Consider the following 21,488-nt stretch of genomic DNA (forward strand, 5'->3'; position numbering starts at 1 on the left):
GCATGAAAAAATTACTATTTCTCGGAATCTTCCTGTTTGGTTTTCAAAGCTTTGGTCAGTTATCGAAAGATAAACAAACTATTCTTGACATTTTAGACCGACAGACCAGAGCATGGAATGAGGGAAATCTTGAAAATTTCATGAAAGGTTATTGGGAATCTGACTCATTAATGTACATCGGAAAATCCGGCGTAAAATATGGCTATCATACAACGCTGGCAAATTATAAGAAAAATTACCCGAATCTTGCCACAATGGGTAAACTAAAATTTGATATTATTAAAGTAGATTTCCCGGCCAAAGACGTTTGTTTTCTGGTGGGTAAATGGCATTTAACCAGACCCGAAAAAGGTGATATCGAAGGGCACTATACCCTTCTATGGAAGAAAATCAATGGAAAATGGTTTATTGTTGCTGATCATTCTTCTTAAATAAATATCTAACAGGTTACTGATAATCTTTAACTTTGCCACAAGATCCGGCATTTCCCGACGGAAAAACGATAAATTAAATTCCTAATATTCATATTTACCCCTTACAATGATAGAGTCAGGCACGGTTTACCGACATAAATTTTCATTTACTCAGGATGATGTAATCCTTTTTGCCAAAGTTTCAGGTGATAACAATCCCTTACACCTGGATGCTGAATTCGCAGCCGGAACGCCCTTTAAACGTCCGATTATTCATGGTGCTTTAGCATCAAGCGTATTTTCCAAAATAATGGGGACAGAATTTCCGGGTTTCGGAAGTGTATATTTAAAACAAACTTCAGAGTACAAAAGACCAATGTTTGTTGACAACGAGTATGAAGCAGTATTTACCGTAACTGCCATTAATGCTGACAAACATACTGCTGAAATTTCAACCGAAATTTTTGATGTGCAAACCGGGAAAAAGACAACGGAAGGTTCTGCTTTGATCATGAACAAAGATCAGTTTTAGACATTTTACAGATAAAATCCGCAATTTCCGATTTGCTTAAGGAACATTGTAAACAAAAAAGGCTTAGGATTCCCTAAGCCTTTTCTATAGTTAAACTAGAAAATTAGTTTTTCTCATTTTTCAAACTTTGTACCTCACTACGAATCTCCTGTGCCAAAGTCTTCAATTGTTGCATGCCACCTCTTACGCGAGTACCAGCTGCTTGATTGCCTTTATCGTAGAATTTTTCAAAGTCACCTTCAAGTGACAGGATGAGGTCTTTTACTTCTGAAAATCTGCTCATAGTGTTTGGATTTTTAGGTTGAAATTAACGTTAAAATGCTTGTAGAGCGTCTAATCGCACTTTTAACGTTCGAAATTTACTCAATTTCCAAAACCTCGCAAATTCTTTTTAAAAAAAAATCAAAAAAAAAACCAAATTCTTATCATTATACTGCTAATTCACTCAGGAATTGCTTGGCCATCTGCTTATAAGTACCATCTCCCAGTCTTTTTTGCACGATTTCGAAGCAATCCATCGTATATTGGATGTCTTCTATCGTATGAGAAGCCGTTGGAATGATACGAAGCATGATCTGGCCTTTAGGAATTACAGGGTATACCACAATTGAACAGAAAATGCCCATATTCTCTCTCAGATCACGAATCAGAGCTGTTACATCTTCAATTTCATAGTCACCATGTAAGAATACCGGCGTAACAGGAGAAGTGGTATCACCAATGTCAAAGCCTCTTGCTTTAAATCCTTCCTGTAATGCACGAACATTCTCCCACAGTTTCTCTCTCAGCTCAGGATGTTTCTTAATCAGTTCAAGACGTTTCATTCCACCAACTACGAAAGGCATTGGCAATGCTTTGGCGTAAGTCTGCGATCTCATGTTATATTTCAGATACATGATAATTTCCTTTTTCGCAGCAACAAAAGCACCGATGGCAGCCATCGACTTGGCAAAAGTAGAGAAATAAAGGTCAATTCCGTCTGTACAATCCAAAGCCTCACCTACTCCACGACCATTCGCTCCCATTGTACCGAATCCGTGAGCATCATCAACCAATAAACGGAAGTCGAAGTCTTTCTTCAATTCAATGATTTTATCAAGTGAACCCACTTTACCGGACATACCGAAAACACCTTCAGTAATTACCAGGATTCCTCCTCCTTTTTCGTTTGCCTGTTTGGTAGCACGCTCAAGGTTTTTACGAAGGCTGTCCATATCATTGTGATTGAACTTATAATACGTACCCATTTTAGCTTTATGCAAACGGATACCATCAATCAGACAAGCATGAGATTCAGCATCATATACAATAATATCTCGGTGGTCAACCATACACTCGATCACCGACATTACACCCTGATAACCATAGTTCAATAAAAAAGAATCTTCTTTACCTACAAACTCAGCCAATTGTCTTTCAAACTCCTCATGAAGGTCAGAATTACCTGACATCATTCTCGCTCCCATCGGATAAGCTAATCCGTATTGTTCAGTAGCTTTTGTATCTGCTTCACGTACTTCAGGATGATTAGCCAGGCCTAAATAGTTGTTTAGAGACCAGTTAAGCATTTCTTTTCCCATGAAAGTCATTCTAGGACCCAACTCTCCGGTTAATTTAGGAAAAGAAAAATAATGGTGGGAATAATGAGCATGAGCACCAATAGGGCCCATGTTATTAACTACTTTCTCGAAAATATCCACTTTATATCTACGTTTAAGTTTTAAAATCTTAAAATAATCACAAAGTTAAATTATTATTTCCGGAAATTCAAATTTCAGTTTTGTTTGGATTAAATAAAGAACATGAATCTTTGCTCCAACTTTATTTTGTAATATTCCAAGAACTTATTAAGCTTATCTTACAATTTAATTTTAGTCCTGTAAATTGTCATGATTTATCAATATTTTTAAATGAAGGCCTATCAAAGCATTATTGTAAATTTTCCAGAATATACAAACTTGGTAAAATGCAAATGCTTTTTTAAATAAACTTTCATATCAGACCGTTCAGGCATATTTTCACAAAGTTGATAATCAGGAAATGCTAAATTTTTCAAAAAATATCTCTGTTATTCAGGAAGATGGAGAAATCATAGACTGTCTGGTTGATAACCAGGCAATGCCCAAAGATTTGTCGGCTAGTCAGACAATCAGTTTTTTTGAAGATCAGAATTTTCACATTGTCCTCTTTCTGACAGAAAATGCTCATAAAAGCCTGATGATGATGGTTGTCAGGGATTTTGCTGAAAATATTGAGGATTTACTGACACTTTCTGAATATTTCCGGCTAAAAATAAATGAAGGAAAATTTATCAATCCGATGAAAAGTGCGAAAGATAAAGTGGATAATATTATTTACATGACTGACACATTCAGAGCACTTTTCGGGAAAAAAGACCCTGAAAACGATCCTGATTTTTTTTAAATTACAATAGTTATGAAGACAATCAAAAAGGTTCTGATTGCAAACCGTGGAGAAATTGCCTTAAGAATTATGAGAACGGCCAAAGAAATGGGGATCAAAACCGTTGCCATTTATTCAGAAGCCGACCGGAATGCCTTGCATGTCAGATACGCCGATGAAGCTGTGTGCGTCGGTCCGCCGCCTTCCGGTCAGTCTTATCTTTTAGGAAATAAGATTATTGACATTTGTAAAAGGCTTAATGTTGATGCCATTCATCCCGGATATGGTTTTCTCTCCGAAAATGCGGATTTCTGCAGAAATGTAAGAGAGGCCGGAATTATTTTCATCGGGCCTTCTCCGGAAAGCATTGAGCTGATGGGAGATAAATTATCTTCCAAACATACTGTTGCCAGATACAATATTCCAATGGTTCCGGGTACATCTGATGCTGTAACAGATCGGAAAGATGCTAAAATAAAATCCAGAGAAATCGGATATCCGGTTCTGATCAAAGCTTCGGCAGGCGGCGGCGGCAAAGGCATGCGGGTTGTGGAGAATGAGGAAGAATTTGACGAACAAATGGACAGAGCTGTTTCTGAGGCGATTGCTTCTTTTGGAAATGGTTCGGTTTTTATTGAAAAATATATTACTTCTCCCAAACATATCGAAATCCAGGTTCTGGGAGATCAGCATGGCAATATTGTACATCTGTTTGAAAGAGAATGTTCTGTCCAAAGAAGACATCAGAAAGTAGTTGAAGAAGCTCCTTCTGCTGTTTTAACCCCGGAAATCAGGGAGGCGATGGGAAAATGTGCCGTAGAGGTAGCCAAAGCCTGTAATTATTACGGTGCAGGAACAGTAGAATTTATCGTAGATGAAGATCTTAAATTTTACTTTCTGGAAATGAATACCCGACTGCAGGTAGAGCATCCGGTTACGGAACAAATCACAGGGATTGATTTAGTGAAAGAAATGATCCGGATTGCTGAAGGCCAGGTATTGTCATTCAGTCAATCGGATTTACAGATTCAGGGACATTCCATTGAGATAAGAGTTTGTGCGGAAGATCCTGAAAATAATTTCCTGCCAGATGTAGGTACCCTTCAAACCTATATCAGACCACAGGGAAACGGGGTAAGGGTAGACGATTGCATGGAACCGGGCATGACGATGCCTATTTATTATGATCCAATGATTGCCAAGCTGATTACTTACGGAAAAACCCGGGAAGAAGCTATCGCCAAAATGATCAGAGCAATTGACGAATATCAGATTACCGGAATTCAGACAACTTTGCAATTCTGCAAATTCGTTATGCAGCATGAAGCCTTTATTTCCGGGAAATTTGATACCCGTTTTATTAGTCTCTATTTCAGTCCGGAAGTGTTAAGCCCTCAGCCAAACGACCAGGAAGAATTACTGGCAGCAGCTTTGGCAGGCATGCTCATCAAAGACAAAAAACCTGTTGTACATTCAGATACCAGTCTTTCTTCCAATGGAGGTAAGAGCAAATGGAGAAACAGAATTGAGCGGTAGTAAAGAAAGTATCAGATAAAATTATGAAAATAGAATTAGCAGAAATTAACAATACAGGTATTGCAGAAATCATCTCAGACAATATTGAAATCAACAATACGCAGGAAGCCTTAGACATAATGGCGAATTGCAGTTATCAGGGAGCGGATGGAATAATCCTTCATGAGAAAAATCTCATTCCCGATTTTTTTGATTTAAAAACAGGACTTGCAGGAGAAATTCTTCAGAAATTTTCGAACTATCGGGTCAAACTTGCCATTGTGGGTGAGTTTTCAAAGTATCAGAGTAAAAGTTTGAAGGACTTCATCTATGAGAGTAATAAATCAGGTCGGGTATATTTTGTAAATTCTGTCACAGAGGCAAAACAAAATTTGTCAAAAATCTAAGCAGTTGAAGGAAAAAGGCTTCGACATTGCCTGTAATTCTCCGAAAAAAAGACAAACAATTTCCTGATGCTCAGGGAGATATTCTTGTACAGCAATACGTTCCGGGAGTCTTCCTCCGGGAGCTTTTTCATAGTTTCAAAATCAGAGAATCCGGAAAAATCTAACGGTATTGAATATAGGTTATTTAAGGAAGAATTTATCTGAGCAGCAAGGTTTTTCAGGTTATTCTGAAAAGGAAAATCCCGGAAATTATTCAATCCTGAGTGTACCCGATTCAATAATTCCGCCTATCTCCTATCTTTGCAACATTAAACCTTAAATGCTCATCAACCAGAGAATAATTGTTCCGAATTATTCCAACAGGATAAACCTATGAATAACATCCCTGCCCAGATCCGTACGGTTAAAGTTACCCGTTATGTAACACCTCTGCGTGAAGGAGGTTCACTTCCGGCCATTGTTGAAGCTGATGACGGATTTTTGTATGTACTCAAATTCCGTGGTGCAGGTCAAGGTCTAAAAGCATTGATTGCCGAGCTTATCGGGGGAGAAATTGCCCGTTTGCTTGGTTTGCAGATGCCGGAAATTGTTTTTGCCGAACTGGACGAAGCTTTTGGCAGAACAGAACCGGATGAGGAAATCCAGGATTTACTTCAGGCAAGCACAGGCATAAACTTAGGGGTTCATTACCTTTCAGGAGCCATTACTTTTGATCCCGTGGTTACACAGATAGAACCCGGACTGGCCTCACAGATTGTCTGGATGGACTGCCTTCTGACAAATGTTGACCGCACTGCCCGCAATACCAATATGTTAATCTGGCATAAAGAATTATGGCTGATAGATCATGGTGCCTCTTTATATTTTCATCATTCCTGGGAAAATTGGGAAGAACAGGCTAAACGGCCTTTCGTAAAAATCAAAGATCATGTATTACTGCCTCAGGCTTCTCAATTGGAGCAGACAGATGCTGAATTCAGGGCTATTCTTACCAGAGAAAAGATCAATGAGGTTGTTTCCCTGATTCCGGATGAATGGCTGAAAAACGAAGGCTCAGATGAATCAGCTGATGAACTCAGACAAGTTTATGCGCAATTTTTAGAGACACGGATCTCTATGTCAGAAATTTTTGTAACAGAAGCACAACATGCAAGAAAATCACTTATATGAGTACGCCGTTATCCGTGTCGTACCAAGGGTAGAGCGGGAAGAATTTCTGAATGTTGGCGTCATTCTTTATTGTCCGGGACAACGTTTTTTACAGGCAATCTGCACATTAGATAAAGAAAGAATTAAAGCCTTCTCTGCTTCCTTAAATATTCAGGAACTGGAAGATTATATCCTGGCTCTGGTCAAAATCTGTAACGGAGGAAAACAAGGCGGACCAATCGGTGAACTTCCGATTGCTTCAAGATTCCGCTGGCTTACCGCTACCCGAAGTACTGTCGTTCAGGCATCAAAAGTACATTCCGGCTTATGCGGGAATGCGCAGGAAACACTCCTTCGTTTACATGGGGAACTGGTACTTTAGGAGTTCAGAAAAACATCTTTTTCGCCTTTTTGGTGAAAACATAAATTGATTTAGTCGACTAATATATCCTTTGCATCGGTTTAGTTTGGGAGAGAAAAATATAAATAATACATTTATAAAAATTACTAATCCAAGAAATCAAAGGCTGTCTTGTTACAAAATTTGTTTTTCTTACTTAGCTGGTCCCAAATTCAAAATTCTGGATTCTAAAAAATGAACAAGTCGAAAGATTTACTGAAACCTTCCCGTCGCCGGTTTATTGCCAGTACGGTATTGGCCCTGACAGGCATGACGACCCTCAGTCGAAGCTCATTTGCTTCTTCTTTTTTCAAACCTGATAGTGCTCCGAATTCAAAGTTTAACGGTGTACAAATCGGTGTGATTGTTCCGTATTCTTTCCGAAGCATGCCGGGTACTGCCCAGGATTTACTAAAGTATTGTGTCTCAATCGGAATCAATGCAGTAGAGATGCAGAATACCCCGATCGAATCATTTGCCGGAGCCCCGACGGCTCCCGCGGGTCTGTTCGGTCCCCCTCCTCCGGGTGGTGGTAAAAGACAGCTGACTCCTGAGCAGCAAACTGCGCTGGATAATTATACCAAAGCATTAAAAGAATGGCGTCTTTCGGTTTCAATGGATAAATTCAAAGCTTTACGCAAATTGTATCAGGAAGCCGGTGTAACAATGTATGGTTTTAAATTACCACTTACCCAGGCAATGTCTGATGCTGAATATGATTACGCTTTCAATGCAGCAAAAGCAGTTGGTGCCAATCAGCTTACAATGGAACTCCCGACAGAAGCAGAACTGACAAAAAGAATCGGTGAATTTGCGACAAAACATAAATTAATGGTTGGTTACCATGCCCATACACAGGCAACCCCTGAGCTTTGGGATGTGGCGATGAGTCAATCCAAATACAACGGGATTAACCTGGACATAGGACATTATGTGGCAGGAACGAGTCAGAGTCCTATTCCTCTGATTAAGAAATACCATGATAAAATTACCAGCATGCACCTGAAAGACCGGAAGTTCAATAATGGTCCGAATATGCCCTGGGGACAAGGTGACACACCGATTAAGGAAGTCCTGCAACTTATGAAAAAAGAGAAGTATTCATTTCCTGCTACGATAGAGCTGGAATACACCATTCCTCAGGATTCTGATGCAGAAAAAGAAGTGGCTAAATGTCTTGCTTACGCAAAAGAGGCCTTATCATAAGATTTGATATGTTTATATTTCAGAAGGCGTAGTCTGTGACTGCGCCTTCTGAGTTTTACCTATTATTAAAAACTGTGGAAATCGACTCATTTTCTCTTAGAGAAATGATTATCAGCATCTTAACTCAAGTTTTCCCATCATTTTTATTTACCTGCTCCTTCAAACCTCACATTAAACTTTCCGGTAGCATGGTTACCTTTTACATAGAAGGTGTAGGTTTTTCCCTTTTCATTCAGTAAATGTACAGAACCCTCTTCGGAGCTGGTAGGTTTATCATCCAGTACTTTTCTGGAAGATGATTTTAAGCCAGCCTTAATTTCTCCCTTATCTACCGCAACAGAATATTTCAGATAAGTATCATCATTTGGCACAACAATTTTAAAAGCCTGTCTTCCATTCAGATCTACAAATTCTCCATTTGTAAAATCACGGGAAGAAGAGCCATTCCATCCGCCGGAATACGAAATACAGGAACTGAAAGCCGTAATAAGGAAAAGGTAGGTTAAGATTCGTTTCATAATTATTGGGTTTATGTTAATTTGTCTTTCCTCAAGATGTAAATCCGGGAATGAAGGTTGCAAACTGATTAGGAAAATCTATTGCAAGTAATATAGTATCCCCCTGAATTTTACATTTTTATCTGTCTTTTTCAAATTAAATTTGGTAGTTTCCAGATAAATTAAACGCCTCAATGCCGGATCTGTAAAACGGATAAGCAAATGAGGATTTTAAAATAACCCGGAAACTTTTAAGTATGATTGAAAATGGAAGTATGGAATAACTTTTTTGTAGCAACAGCCAGCGCTGCGGCAGCATTAACAGGGCTTATATTCGTAGGAGTATCGATTAGCTTAACAAAAATATTGTCTATCCCCCGTTTGCCTGACAGGGCGCTTCTTTCCCTGATTTTACTGCTTATGATTCTGGTGGTATCCTTATTGTTTCTGGTACCAAAACAACCTTATAACTTACTTGGTATGGAAATTACAGTAATCGGACTTATTGTCTGGTTCGCCGTTTCTAAAATCGATTCAGATATTTTAAAAAGTACCAAACGGAAATACAAAAACCATTATATTCTTAATCTCTGTCTTAATCAAATCGCAGTTATTCCTTATTTTATCGGAGGAGTTGCCATTTTGACCATCAATGGTTCCGGAGTTTACTGGATTGTCCCGGCTGTTCTGTTTTCATTCCTTAAAGCTGTTCTGGATGCCTGGGTTCTACTGGTAGAAATACACAGATAATTTCCTGTTTTTATCAGAAAGCATGGATCCGGTAGATTTAATCCATGCTTTCCGGCTAATTCCTTATTCTGTTTTTAAGCTTTTTACGGGATTCATCAATGCGGCTTTCACTGCCTGATAACTAACCGTCAGTAAAGCAATTGCCATGGCACCAAAACCTGAGGCTGCAAAAATCCACCAGGATATTTCAGAGCGGTAATCATATTTTTGCAACCAGTTATGCATGAAATAATAGGCTAAAGGACTTGCTATCAGGAACGAAACAATAACTAACAGAACAAAATCTTTTGACAGCAGACTCCATAAATTCAGTACCGTTGCTCCCAGAACTTTGCGGATACCAATCTCTTTGGTTCTCTGTTCTGCCATGAATGAAGCCAATCCGAATAATCCTAAACAGGAGATAAAAATAGCAAGAGCCGCAAAGAATGTAACCAATTTACCGATACGTTCTTCCTCTCCGAATTTGTGCGAAAACTCTTCATCAACAAATTTATAGTCAAAGGGTGTACCCGGTGCGTATTTCTTATGCACATTTTCGATTTTCTCTATTGCTTCACCGGCACTTTTGGCAGGATTGAGTTTAAAGACTATAAAACTATCGTGGGTGTCAGCCATATTAAAAAGAGATGGCCGGACAGCCTGATAAGGAGACTCCACAATCATATCTTTTATTACTCCGATAACTTTATATCGTTTGTTATCCCATTTAATCATTTCTCCGATCGGATTTTTTAAACCCATGAATTTTACGGCCGCTTCATTGATTACAAATGCAGATGAATCAGTGGCATATTCCTTAGAAAAATCCCGGCCCTGTTTAAACTGCCAGCCAACCGTTTTACCGTAATAAGGCGAAACCGATGTTGTTGGAAAATCACATGCCAGATTGGGGTCTTTCCCTTTCCAGTCAAATCCTCCGTTGGTTGACCATACTGCCGTCATAGGACCCGAAGATTCGGCCATTTCAGTCACTGCTCCTGTACTTTTCAGTTCTTCTCTTACTGCCTCAAAATGGTTATGTATATCCTTGGTAAGCGGCTGCATCACTACCAATCTGTCACGGTTATAACCCACAGGACGATTTTTGGCAAATTGAATCTGACGGAAAACTATGATTGTTCCGATAATTAAGGTCACAGAAACGGTAAATTGCACCACCACCAATACCTTTCTGGGAACAGCAGCTAATCGTCCTGCTTTGAAAACCCCTTTTAATACCTTCACAGGCTGAAAAGAAGACAAATAAAGTGCAGGATAACTGCCTGAAATCAGTCCTGTAATGATACTAAATCCAACGCTCAGCAGCCAGAATATAGGATTTGACCACAAAATCAACATTTTTTTACCGGAAACCTCGTTGAAAAACGGAAGAATAAGCTGTACTAAAACCAATGACAGCATAAAAGCAAAAGTTACTACCAGTAATGATTCGCTGAAAAACTGTGCAATCAATTGTCCACGGACTGAACCTACAGCCTTACGGATACCAACCTCTTTCGCACGTTTCTCTGAACGGGCAGTACTCAGATTCATAAAATTAATACAGGCCAGCAGCAAAACAAAAAAGCCGATAAAGCCAAACAGCCAGACAAATTCGATTCCACCGCCAATGTTTACCCCATTTTTAAATTCTGAATATAAATGCCATTTACTCATCGGATGCAGGAAAATCTCCGGTTTATATTTTGCTTCATCGGGGGCAATATGATTCTTTTTTACCTCTTTGATTTTACCGGAAACCTCAGTCATATCCATATTATCAGCAATCTGCACATAAACGATAAAGCCATTCATTCCCCAGGGATTTTCCATTGTTTCCATCCACTTATTTTCGATCAGTTTTTGTTTCCAGGGAATAATAAAAGAGACATTGGAAAATCTGGAATTACGAGGCACATTTTCATACACTCCGGTCACTTTTACCTCGGTTTTATTTTCAAGTTTAATGACTTTATCAATTGGGTTTTCCTCTCCGAAAATAGCCTTAGCCGTTGATTCAGAAAGCATAATGGAGGCAGGATCTTTCAAACCGTCTTTCAAACCTTTTACCATTTTCAAGGCCATCAATTGCGGGGCATCCCTTTCCATATAATTACCTGAAATCGTTATGGTTTTATCTCCTACCGTCAAAAAGCGCTGTTCTGGCCAGGAGGAAATTACCACATGTTTGAAGTTGCTGCCATAATTACTCCGAAGCACCTCTCCCATTGGCAAAGGCATGGTCGGCCAGGTTTCAACAGACCCGTTAAATGTCTGATTTTGTTTTACCTGTGCAATACGGTCATAATTCGGATTATATTTTTCAAACGACATTTCATCATAAATCCATAAACCTATCAGCATAGCTACAGCCATCCCGGCAGCCAGTCCGAAGATATTGATGAACGAATGTACTTTATTTCTTATAAGGTTCCGGAGTGCAATTTTAAGATAGTTACTTAGCATAATCTGTGTAAATAATGAGGTTGAAGGATATGGATCAGGTTTGCGTTTCAGCGCAAACGGTCTCAGAAAACCAGACACATTCAGTATGTATTTCCAGCGGGCGGTTTTATAGCCGAATCGTTCAGAATCTCTTTGAAAATGTTCATGTAAATCGCCCTGTATTTCCTCCAAGAGATGAGGCGCGCAAAACCATTCAAGCAGGCGGTCTGCCCAGCGGGGTGGTTGAGAGGGGTTTTCAGTATTTCCCGGCATTTTTTCTTATTTTCAGGACAAAATTTTATACATCTGTTTATGACACTACTCTGTCTTTAAACTTTTTACAGGATTCAGCAAAGCGGCTTTAATTGCCTGATAACTAACCGTCAGTAAAGTGATTCCCAAAGCGCCCAGTCCGGAAACGGCAAATATCCACCAGGAAATTTCAGAACGGTATGTATAATTGTGCAGCCAGTTATTCATGAAATAATACGCGATCGGAATAGCGATAAACAGAGATATGATTACCAATACGACAAAATCCTTTGATAACAGACGCCATAAATTAAAAACGGTTGCTCCTAAAACTTTTCTGATACCGATTTCTTTCGTCCTTTGTTCTGCCACAAATGAAGCCAGTCCGAATAATCCCAGGCAGGAAATAAAAATGGCCAATATCGCAAAGAAAGTAGCGAGCTTTCCGATTCTTTCTTCAGCCGCGAATTTATGGGCATATTCAAGGTCGGCGAATTTATAATTGAAGGGTGAAACAGGGTTATATTTCCGAAAAATCCCGCTGATGATAGGCAAGGCCTCATTTGCGCTCATTTTAGGGTTGATTTTAATATTTATAAAATTGCTTGGAAAATCACTTAAATAGAAAAGAGACTGTTTAACAGGTTCATAAGGCGAGGCCATTATCATATCTTTGATCACTCCGATTATTTTGTAAGTCCGGTTCCCCTCCCGAACGGTTTCTCCTACCGGATTTTTCAGTCCCATAAATTTTACCGCCGCTTCATTCAAAACCAGACTGAGAGAATCAGTTGAAAAGGCTTTTGAAAAATCTCTGCCCTCCTTAAACTGCCAGCCTATTGTTTTTCCAAATTCATGGGTAACTCCGATAACCGCAAAATTTGCCTGCTGTCCGGGATTTTTTCCTTTCCATTCAAAACCTCCGTTATTATTCCAGACTCCGGTTACCGGGCTTTCTGATTCTGCCATTTCCACCACCGCTCCGGACTTTATAAATTCACTCCGGATCGCCTCATAATGATTATGAACATCAGCTGTGGTGGTCTGAACATATATCAGACCATTACGGCTGTATCCTATCGGCCGGTTTTTAGCAAACTGAATCTGGCGAAAAACGATTATCGTTCCAATAATTAAAGTAACAGAAACCGTGAATTGCAAAACAACCATGATTTTTCTGGGAGCCGCGGCAAAACGACCGACCCTGAAAACACCTTTTAACACTTTAACAGGCTGAAATGAAGAGAGATAAAAGGCCGGATAACTTCCTGCCAGCAAACCTGTACATAAACTAAAACTGATACCAAGAAGCCAAAACCGGGGATTTGACCATAAAATGGTCATTTTTTTATCTGCCACCTCATTAAAGAACGGTAAGACTAATTGCACCAGAACCAAAGAAAGAGCAAAGGCAATCAGAACTACCAAAAGTGACTCACTCAAAAACTGGCTGATTAACTGACCTCTCAGCGATCCGATTGCTTTCCGGATGCCAACTTCTTTTGCACGTTTTTCAGAACGGGCTGTACTCAGATTCATAAAATTGATGCATGCCAGCAGAAGCACAAAAAAACCTATAAGCCCAAATAGCCAGACAAACTGAATTCTTCCTCCTACATTTATTCCGTTCTTAAATTCTGAATACAAATGCCATTTACTCATTGGCTGTAAAAAAACCTCAGGTTTGGTTCTTGCAATTTCCCGGTCAACATTGTTTAACCTGGCATTTTTAATCTTTGCAGAAACTTTATCCATATCTGCATTATCTCCAATCTGAGCAAAAATCTGAAAAGAGTTATTATCCCAGTTATCCCTGGAATTTTTCACCCAGTCCCTCACAGCCACATTTAAAGCCCAGGGAGTCAGGTAATCGAGATTGTTAAATTGGGTATTGTACGGTAAATCTTCATACACGCCTGTAACTTTAACAGTAATCTGGTTATCAATTTTAATGATTTTATCCATCGGATCTGAATCACCGAAAAGTGCTTTCGCTACCGATGCATTTATCATAATCGAAGAAGGCTCATACAATCCCGCTCTTGTGCCTTTCAGCATTTTCAGAGAAAGCATTTCTGGTGCTTCCGGCTCAATATAATTTCCTGCTTTCCAGAATTTCCGGTCACCATACGACAAGGTATGCCCCTCCGTCCAGGAAGACAGCAAAACATATCTGAAATTCCCGGCATATGTAGTCCGAAGCTCATTTGCCAGAGGAATTGGTAATGAAACCTGAGAGTCAGTTACACCGTTCATGGTGTAATGCTGCATAACACTTGCAATTCGGTCGTAATTCTTATGGTATTTGTTAAAAGAAAGTTCATCAAAAATCCATAAACCAATCAGCATCGCTACAGCCATACCTACGGCTAACCCTCCGATATTAATGAAAGAATAGATCCTGTTTCTAAGGAGATTTCTAAGTGCGATTTTAAAATAATTGCTTAGCATAATCTTCGGAAATAATGAGGTTGAAAGATATAAATCAGGTTTTCGTCTGAGGGTAAATGGTCGTATGAAACTTAATACGCCAAACAAGTATTTCCGGCGGGCCGTTTTCTCCCCGAAACGGTTCGAATTGCTTTGAAAACGTTCATACAGATCCCCCTGAATTTCCTCCAGTAAATGAGGAGCACAAAACCATTCAAGCAGGCGGTCAGCCCAGCGGGGAGGTTGTGGCGACGCTTTCATATACTTAAGGCCGGAAGGTTTTGGGGAGAAATAGCTTCCCACATTCTGTTGCGAAGAGAACGAAGTTCATTTAAGGTCCGGTTTCCAAGAGCAGATACTGTAAAAAGTCTTTTGCGACGGCCCCCTCTTTCAGCGGTAGCCTCGCCCATATAAGAAGAAAGCATTCCTTTTTCTTCCAATCGGTTTAAAGCCACGTGCACTGCACTGATACTGACAGAACGATCCGTCTGTTGTTCAATTTCATCTGCAATAGATACGCCATACGCTCCGTCACCAAGTATGGCAACTGTCAATAAAACGATTTCTTCAAATTCACCTAAATAGGACCTTTTCATGGGATTATGAATTACATTCACTTTTGTAGAACAAATGATATGCCAGACACCAGATATGGCTTCCTGAGGCTGTTTTGAGGAATACGGATAAAAATATTGTTCGAAATCGGACAGTAATTGTCCGATTTCGAACAATAGTATCAAAGCCTTTCCCGGTAATCAAGCTGTTTTTATTTCTTAGGTTTTGTCTTTCTTACGCCCGAAAGCTTTAGTATTTTTGAGGAGTTTTTAAAAAATACCCATGAGACAATCCCTTACTGAAGATCAAAATTTTAATGGAATCACCTTTTCTGAGGATAACTTTTTGGAGGGAGAATATGAGAATTGTACATTTATCAATTGCGTTTTCGCAGACTCAGATCTTTCAAATGTAAACTTCATCGACTGCACTTTCGATGGTTGTAATCTGAGCATGACAAAAATGAATAATACTGCCTTAAAAACAGTAACGTTCAGGAGTTGTAAACTACTGGGCCTGAACTTTGGGGTATGTAATACCTTTCTTTTATCGCTCGATTTTGAGGATTGCATGTTAAATCTGGCCTCTTTTTACCGATTGAAACTAAAAGGAACGAAGTTTAAAAACTGTAAGCTACAGGAGGTAGATTTTACTGAAACAGATTTAACCACTGCTATTTTAAAGGACTGCGACTTAAACGGGGCCACATTTGAAAATACGATTCTGGAAAAAGCCGATCTTCGGACTGCCTATAATTTCTCAATAGATCCGGAAATCAACCATATTAAAAAGGCAAAATTTTCAAGTTCAGGGCTGGCAGGACTTCTGGACAAATACCAGCTTTTTATAGACTAATATAACAACTTATTTACAATATGTCAGGTACTCTTCAGCTCTGAAACCTCAAAATCAGGTCAAAAGGCGAAACGAAAGAAAACCTTTTCATCTTTTTACCGGGAAATTATCCATGTTCCTTTCCCGGTGGCCGAAATTTGAAAAGGTGAAGCCGGAAGGTTTTCTCTGTTATAAAGTTTAGGCCCTTCCGGATTATCTGCCCAGGCATATCTGACAAACACAGGGTTTTTCACTTCATCGCTCCAGATCAGTACTTTATCATGGCCGAGAATTGCAGCATTTGCCCAAACGAAATATTTATCTTTTCCGGCAACTGCAAATTGCTTGAGGGCATTATTTCCCGGAACCGTTTTCAAACCACCTCCTGCATTTGAAAACCTTATAATCAGCTTTCCCTTACGTTTCTGAACCGATTTGAACAAAGGCCCTGCATACACTCCTCCTGACTCAGCATATCCTGTTTTTCGAGCCTGCAAGGCCAATCTATGCCCCACATCAAGTTTATTAAGCGGATGAATATCATTCCATTCCCCCAAATCTATACTCACTGCCATTCCGGTATTACGGATAGTCAGGGCAAGCAATTGATTTTGCCTCAGCTCAGCCCATTTGCTTTCTGCAGGCATTGAGGCCGATTTCATGAAGTTGGCCAATTGTACATATAAGAATGGGAAATCCCCTTGCCCCCACTTTTCACGCCAATCATTCACTAAGGCCTTAAAATAATCGAAATAATGTTCCGGCGCTTTTGTGTTGGATTCTCCCTGAAACCAGATTACCCCCTTCATCGCATAATTCCTCAAAGGGGAAATCATAGCATTATAAAGACCTACAGGTTTCCAGCGGATAAATGTCTGTTCCGGTAATTCCGGCATAGCAGTCCCCAATTGATATTTCCAGGTTCCTGTCAATGAAATACTGTCTTTACCTGAAATTAAATAATAGGGTTTGTCCCTGATAAATCCTCCTTCTCCGGCATTGTTAATCACTCTTACGACAATCGTATTACTGCCTTCTTTTAATACATTGGCTGGTACAAAATACCGTCTGGGAGGATACTGATAACCGGTAGTTCCAACAAATGTATCGTTGATAAATATAGAATCTGCATCTACAATACGGCCCAGTAATAACTTTGCCGGTTTTCCGGCCATGCCTCCGGGAACTTCAATAGTTTTTCGGAACCAAACCGTTCCATGTACATTTCCTAAAGGCTGAGTACTCCAGAAATCAGGTAATTCCATTTGCTGCCAGTCGCTGTCGTTAAACGAAGCATTCTTCCAATGATTCTGAAGCCCTTTATCCTGCTGATTCAGCGTCTTATACCAGTTGAGGTTAATCATTTTATCTTTTCCCTCAATTTCAGTAATCAGAGAAGAATTCCTGAATTTCTGTGCTTCCAGATAATGTTCGGGAAATTGTTTAACAGCATCTTCGCTAAGCCATGCTTCAACCGGAGAGCCCCCTAAGGCGGAATTGATCAAACCTATCGGCACATGATATCGTTCGAACAATTCTCTGGCAAAAAAATAACCCACTGCGGAAAAAGACAGGATATTTTGCTGGGTAGCAGGCTGCCAGCTTCCGGACTCAACATCCTCCTGCTGAACCTTAAAATCATATTTATCAGGTACCAGAAATTGTCTGATAGCCGGGTTCTCAGCTTTGGAAATAATTTCAGCATAACGATCTTTCACCCGATCCATCGTCAATTCCATGTTGGATTGACCGGAGCAGACCCAGACATCTCCCAGCAAAACATTCTTAATTCTAATCTCATTTTTCCCTTTCAGAACAATTTCAAAAGGCTGTTTTTCAGCCTTTTGTGCCGGAATCAGAATTTCCCATTTCCCGGAAGAACCGGTAATTGTCTGATATTGCTGTCCTTTGAAAAGTAAGGTTATTTCTTCATTGGCAGTAGCCCATCCCCAGATTTTAACCGGTCGGTCTCTTTGCAAGATCATTCCGTCGCTGATCAGTCTTGGTAAACGGATCTGTGCCTTGAGCATAAAACTGCTCAGAAAACCAATCATTCCTAATATAAAAAGTCTATTCATTGCAATGCATTTGTTTTACCGGGGAAATAGGTCCTTACAGAGCAAACTCTTCTCCTTTCTGTTATTTTTCTGAAACTGTAATAGCTGCAATTAATCAGTTTGATGCAGATTAATTACTCTTGAACAGTCTTTGATTTATTATCTATCGTTAAAATATTACCAATAACCGAATAAGAAAATCCGGAATGCTTGTCACATTTCGTATGCCTGCACAAATATGAGAATTAATTTCAAAAATGCAATCGGTTGCAAAATCGAATTATAACGGCTCTGTGGATTTTTCAAATCATCAGGAATAAATAAAAAATGAATATAGAAATATTAAGTACTGACCATTATTTCTATCTTTTCTGTTAAAACAGACCTGTTAAATAATCCGTTATATTGATTATTTAATGCAATAATTTAACTTGTTGCATTATTGAAAGACAATTACACCATTTTCCCCAATGCCCGTCCGGATTTTAGAAACCCCGGGCATTACGGGAAACAGCTAAATACTTTTTTAATCGTCCCATGGGAAAAGAAATAACCATTTATGATATTGCCGGTCAATTACAAATATCTCCAGCAACAGTCAGCAGGGCACTTAATGACCACCCGGCCATCAATGTAAAAACAAAGGCATTAATTAATGCTAAAGCTGAAGAATTAGGTTATCGTTCGAATAAATTTGCGAGTAACCTGCGCAAACAAAAAACTAATACAATCGGCGTGATTGTACCCCGACTAAACAGTTATATTATGTCAACCGTGCTGGCCGGGATGGAGAAAATAGCTAATGAAGAAGGTTTTAACCTAATTATCAGCCAATCGCTGGAATCTCAAAAGAAAGAAATTGCCAATACCAAAACAATGTTCAGCAGCAGAGTTGACGGATTACTGGTTTCCGTTGCTTTTGATACAGACTCTTTCGAACATTTTCAGCCCTTTATCAAAAGGAAAATTCCACTGATTTTCTTTGACCGGATCCTTGAAAACAGCAATTGTCCGGCCATCGTAATCGATAATATAAAAGCAGGATATGACGCAACCTCTCATTTAATAAAGCAGGGCCGTCATACTATTTTACATATTACCGGAAATTTAAAAAGAAACGTTTATGCTGACCGTCTGAAAGGATATCAACAGGCTTTAACAGAATACAATATTCCTTATAACCAGGATTTTGTGTGGGAAACTGACCTGAGTCTTGAAACAGGCAAAGAGGTTGCACAGCGCATTGTTTCCTTAAAAACACTTCCTGATGCCCTTTTTATAGCCAGTGATTTATGCGCAGTCAGCTGCATTACCACTTTAAAAGAATTGAACATCAATATCCCTAAAGATATTTCAGTCGTAGGCTTTAACAATGACCCTGTTTCTCAGGTTATTGCACCTAAATTGACAACTATTCATTATCCGGCTAAAGAAATGGGAGAAATTGCCATAAAAAGTATGATTAACCACCTGAAAGGCAATCTGGATCTGGATGCCGCCAGTGCTATTACCTTACACTCAGAGTTGATGATTCGTGAATCAGGTATTTCTTAGCGACTGATTTTAGGACTGACGAAAGGCTTTTAGGTCGAAAGGCTTTCGTCCTACTTTAGACCAGAATGCTCCTTTTAATACCTCCGACCTATTCTCAGCTTCCAAACAGAGAATATTTGCTTTCAGGCTGAATCATTTTTCCGATATTCAGCTTTTCATTACAAGAAGAGATTTTTACATCCCTGAATGACAGTAAAATCAACGGTATATTAAAAAAGGCAATCTCAATTGAACGACATGGGTTTAATTAAAGACATTTACTCTCCCTTATTTTACGACAGATTTTCAGAAAGTCTGTCGGCAGTACTTCCTTCCTTTTCCAAACAGGATTTTACAGACAGGATTTTCGAAGATGATTTTAAAAATAAAGAATGGAAAGAGCGCATGAAACATACCACAAGGGTTTTACATGAGTTTCTTCCGGCAGATTTTCCCAAAGCGGTAGAAATGATTAAAAAAATCATTTTAACACTGAGAAAAGAACATTTTGGAGAAGACAGTCTGGCTTTTATGTTTTTCCCGGATTACATAGAAACTTATGGTCTGGATCATTTTGACCATGCAGTGGAAGCGCTGGAGTTTATAACGCAATTTGTAAGCTGTGAATTTGCCGTAAGGCCATTTATTATCAGATATGGCGACAAAATGCTGGAAGAAATGCGCAGGTTATCATTACATGAGAACCATAAGGTACGGCGTTTTGCCAGCGAAGGAAGCCGTCCGCGTCTGCCCTGGGCGATGGCCATTCCACAGTTAAAAAAGAATCCGGCTGCGGTTCTGCCTATCCTCGAAAATTTAAAAAATGATCCCTCCGAATGGGTAAGACGAAGTGTAGCCAATAACCTCAATGATATCGCAAAAGATCATCCTGAATTGGTAATTGAAATTGCTCAGAAATGGCTGGGAATCAGTAAAGAGACCGATGCCATTATAAAACATGGAAGCCGGACTTTGTTAAAACAAGGGCATGTGGCTATTTTAAAACAATACGGACTGGAAAGTAAAAATATTGAGCTGGGCGACTTCACCATTCTGACTCCTTCCGTTAAAATCGGAGACAGCCTTGAATTTTCGATCCATCTTAAAAACAATGATATTTCTTCACAAACCGTGCGATTGGAATATGCTGTCTATTATCAAAAATCCAGGGGTCATCTGGCGAAGAAAGTCTATAAAATAAGTGAAAGGGTTTATCAACCAGACGAGTTTGCAAAAGTTCACAGGAAACAATCTTTCAGACTCATTACAACCAGAAAATTCCATGCCGAACTTCATCAGCTTTCTATTATCGTCAATGGTGAAGAAAAAGCTTTAAAAGACTTTGAATTAACCATTTAACATTTCATCCTCTTTCTCATATGGCTTCTGAAATTGCGGAACTTGACAATTATTATTTAAAGCATCCCGAACCAATTCAGGGATGCTTACTGGCATTAAAAAGCATTATTCTTGCTGCAGATAAGGAGATTAGCCATGAAAGAATTTATCAGATTCCGTTCTTTTGCTACAAGGGAAAAAAGTTGTGTTTTTTATGGGTAAACCGGAAAAAACTCCTGCTGGGATTTGTAGAGGATAAAAGCCTTTTCCCTAAAATTCCCGGGGTAAGAAGCAAGGATCAGTTCTCTACTATGATAATCGATCCAAATGCCGATTTACCTTTAGAAATCATTCTGAAAAACCTTCAGGATGGAATAGCAAAATATGACAGGCTGTAATTACTAATTAAAAAATTCAGTTCTGAACCGGATGTTCTTCAAAATCCGAAATGATCCGTTCTTCTTTTCCCAGATTGATTCCAACATTAAGCGCCACCTGGAATAAGGTGGAAAGACCTTCAAACTCAAAAGTAATTTTTACAAATTTTGAACGCTCGCCGTTGGCAAGATTTATCGGAACAGCCCGGATTTCGCCCATGATATTATAATAATGGGCAATTTTCTTAAACTCGTCAAAAACCCTCTCCTCACAAATTAAGTCATCTATCTTATACATGGTTACTTAAAATTAGCTGATGAATTTCTAATAAAATACTTAACTACTTTAACTTCTAAAAGTTTTACTTATTTTAAAAATTTATTTTTCCACTCCCGACCTGGTCATTGCTGCT

22 protein-coding genes are annotated in these 21,488 nt (G+C 39.2%); 14 read left to right on the forward strand and 8 right to left on the reverse strand.

Annotated features, from left to right (window positions below):
* Positions 1-2: 2 nt before the first annotated feature.
* Together BM179_RS11190 and BM179_RS11195 are read left to right on the forward strand one after the other, a co-directional pair.
* Entirely contained in the window at positions 3-431 is a 429-nt protein-coding gene (locus BM179_RS11190) for a YybH family protein (RefSeq protein WP_092016775.1), read from the forward strand.
* A 109-nt stretch (positions 432-540) separates the two neighbouring features.
* Complete coding sequence (locus tag BM179_RS11195; RefSeq protein ID WP_092016777.1) at positions 541-945, forward strand: MaoC family dehydratase; 405 nt, start codon at positions 541-543, stop codon at positions 943-945.
* A gap of 103 nt (positions 946-1,048) precedes the next feature.
* On the opposite strand, the gene BM179_RS11200 is transcribed toward BM179_RS11195, so the two are convergent.
* Together BM179_RS11200 and BM179_RS11205 are read right to left on the reverse strand one after the other, a co-directional pair.
* A complete protein-coding gene (locus BM179_RS11200) occupies positions 1,049-1,228 on the reverse strand; it encodes a BF3379 family histone-like protein (RefSeq protein WP_092016779.1) in 180 nt (59 codons plus the stop codon).
* Positions 1,229-1,373: 145 nt separating this feature from the next.
* Positions 1,374-2,645 (reverse strand): aminotransferase class I/II-fold pyridoxal phosphate-dependent enzyme, encoded by a 1,272-nt coding sequence (locus BM179_RS11205; protein ID WP_092016780.1) that lies wholly within the window; start codon positions 2,643-2,645, stop codon positions 1,374-1,376.
* A 340-nt stretch (positions 2,646-2,985) separates the two neighbouring features.
* Between BM179_RS11205 and BM179_RS11210 the strand changes: the two genes are divergently transcribed.
* The 7 genes from BM179_RS11210 (at position 2,986) to BM179_RS11240 (ending at position 8,025) form a co-directional block, all read left to right on the forward strand.
* Positions 2,986-3,369, forward strand: a complete 384-nt coding sequence (locus BM179_RS11210; RefSeq protein ID WP_092016782.1) for a hypothetical protein — start codon at positions 2,986-2,988, stop codon at positions 3,367-3,369.
* A gap of 12 nt (positions 3,370-3,381) precedes the next feature.
* Positions 3,382-4,884 (forward strand): acetyl-CoA carboxylase biotin carboxylase subunit, encoded by a 1,503-nt coding sequence (accC, locus tag BM179_RS11215; protein WP_092016784.1) that lies wholly within the window; start codon positions 3,382-3,384, stop codon positions 4,882-4,884.
* 23 nt (positions 4,885-4,907) lie between these two features.
* Positions 4,908-5,270, forward strand: coding sequence for a DUF4180 domain-containing protein (locus tag BM179_RS11220; RefSeq protein WP_092016786.1), 363 nt, complete (start codon positions 4,908-4,910; stop codon positions 5,268-5,270).
* Positions 5,271-5,296: 26 nt separating this feature from the next.
* On the forward strand, positions 5,297-5,434 hold the full coding sequence (locus tag BM179_RS25280; RefSeq protein WP_177219365.1) for a hypothetical protein: 138 nt from the start codon (positions 5,297-5,299) through the stop codon (positions 5,432-5,434).
* A 208-nt stretch (positions 5,435-5,642) separates the two neighbouring features.
* Positions 5,643-6,440, forward strand: a complete 798-nt coding sequence (locus BM179_RS11230) for a HipA family kinase (RefSeq protein WP_092016790.1) — start codon at positions 5,643-5,645, stop codon at positions 6,438-6,440.
* On the forward strand, positions 6,418-6,801 hold the full coding sequence (locus BM179_RS11235) for a DUF3037 domain-containing protein (RefSeq protein ID WP_092016792.1): 384 nt from the start codon (positions 6,418-6,420) through the stop codon (positions 6,799-6,801). The genes BM179_RS11230 and BM179_RS11235 overlap by 23 nt, the downstream gene beginning before the upstream one ends.
* Positions 6,802-7,014: 213 nt before the next feature.
* Complete coding sequence (locus BM179_RS11240; protein ID WP_092016794.1) at positions 7,015-8,025, forward strand: sugar phosphate isomerase/epimerase family protein; 1,011 nt, start codon at positions 7,015-7,017, stop codon at positions 8,023-8,025.
* A gap of 143 nt (positions 8,026-8,168) precedes the next feature.
* Here the strand turns inward: BM179_RS11240 and BM179_RS11245 are convergent, their stop codons facing one another.
* On the reverse strand, positions 8,169-8,543 hold the full coding sequence (locus tag BM179_RS11245) for a hypothetical protein (RefSeq protein WP_092016796.1): 375 nt from the start codon (positions 8,541-8,543) through the stop codon (positions 8,169-8,171).
* Positions 8,544-8,789: 246 nt separating this feature from the next.
* Here BM179_RS11245 and BM179_RS11250 point away from each other — a divergent pair, with 246 nt between their 5' ends.
* Positions 8,790-9,272 (forward strand): hypothetical protein, encoded by a 483-nt coding sequence (locus tag BM179_RS11250; protein ID WP_092016798.1) that lies wholly within the window; start codon positions 8,790-8,792, stop codon positions 9,270-9,272.
* 63 nt (positions 9,273-9,335) lie between these two features.
* On the opposite strand, the gene BM179_RS11255 is transcribed toward BM179_RS11250, so the two are convergent.
* Genes BM179_RS11255 through BM179_RS11265 form a run of 3 tightly spaced genes read right to left on the reverse strand, consistent with a single transcriptional unit; the run spans position 9,336 to position 14,977 of the window.
* Positions 9,336-11,972, reverse strand: coding sequence for an ABC transporter permease (locus BM179_RS11255; RefSeq protein ID WP_177219366.1), 2,637 nt, complete (start codon positions 11,970-11,972; stop codon positions 9,336-9,338).
* A 45-nt stretch (positions 11,973-12,017) separates the two neighbouring features.
* Positions 12,018-14,642: an ABC transporter permease gene (locus BM179_RS11260; protein WP_177219367.1), complete on the reverse strand. Its 2,625-nt coding sequence runs from the start codon at positions 14,640-14,642 to the stop codon at positions 12,018-12,020.
* A complete protein-coding gene (locus BM179_RS11265; RefSeq protein WP_092017059.1) occupies positions 14,639-14,977 on the reverse strand; it encodes a PadR family transcriptional regulator in 339 nt (112 codons plus the stop codon). The genes BM179_RS11260 and BM179_RS11265 overlap by 4 nt, the downstream gene beginning before the upstream one ends.
* Before the next feature lie 241 nt (positions 14,978-15,218).
* Between BM179_RS11265 and BM179_RS11270 the strand changes: the two genes are divergently transcribed.
* Entirely contained in the window at positions 15,219-15,791 is a 573-nt protein-coding gene (locus tag BM179_RS11270) for a pentapeptide repeat-containing protein (RefSeq protein ID WP_092016800.1), read from the forward strand.
* 95 nt (positions 15,792-15,886) lie between these two features.
* Here BM179_RS11270 and BM179_RS11275 read toward each other — a convergent pair whose 3' ends face one another.
* Positions 15,887-17,848 (reverse strand): sialate O-acetylesterase, encoded by a 1,962-nt coding sequence (locus tag BM179_RS11275; RefSeq protein WP_092016802.1) that lies wholly within the window; start codon positions 17,846-17,848, stop codon positions 15,887-15,889.
* A 516-nt stretch (positions 17,849-18,364) separates the two neighbouring features.
* Between BM179_RS11275 and BM179_RS11280 the strand changes: the two genes are divergently transcribed.
* The 3 genes from BM179_RS11280 to BM179_RS11290 all read left to right on the forward strand — a co-directional run bounded on the left by BM179_RS11280 (position 18,365) and on the right by BM179_RS11290 (position 21,096).
* On the forward strand, positions 18,365-19,381 hold the full coding sequence (locus tag BM179_RS11280; RefSeq protein ID WP_092016804.1) for a LacI family DNA-binding transcriptional regulator: 1,017 nt from the start codon (positions 18,365-18,367) through the stop codon (positions 19,379-19,381).
* 237 nt (positions 19,382-19,618) lie between these two features.
* Positions 19,619-20,719 carry a DNA alkylation repair protein gene (locus BM179_RS11285; protein WP_092016806.1) on the forward strand — a complete coding sequence of 367 codons (1,101 nt, stop codon included), beginning with the start codon at positions 19,619-19,621 and terminating at the stop codon, positions 20,717-20,719.
* A 20-nt stretch (positions 20,720-20,739) separates the two neighbouring features.
* Entirely contained in the window at positions 20,740-21,096 is a 357-nt protein-coding gene (locus BM179_RS11290; protein ID WP_092016808.1) for a DUF1801 domain-containing protein, read from the forward strand.
* A gap of 16 nt (positions 21,097-21,112) precedes the next feature.
* On the opposite strand, the gene BM179_RS11295 is transcribed toward BM179_RS11290, so the two are convergent.
* Positions 21,113-21,373, reverse strand: a complete 261-nt coding sequence (locus BM179_RS11295) for a hypothetical protein (RefSeq protein ID WP_092016810.1) — start codon at positions 21,371-21,373, stop codon at positions 21,113-21,115.
* Between the last annotated feature and the right edge of the window lie 115 nt (positions 21,374-21,488).

This window comes from Pseudarcicella hirudinis (assembly GCF_900115665.1).
Classification (GTDB): domain Bacteria; phylum Bacteroidota; class Bacteroidia; order Cytophagales; family Spirosomataceae; genus Pseudarcicella; species Pseudarcicella hirudinis.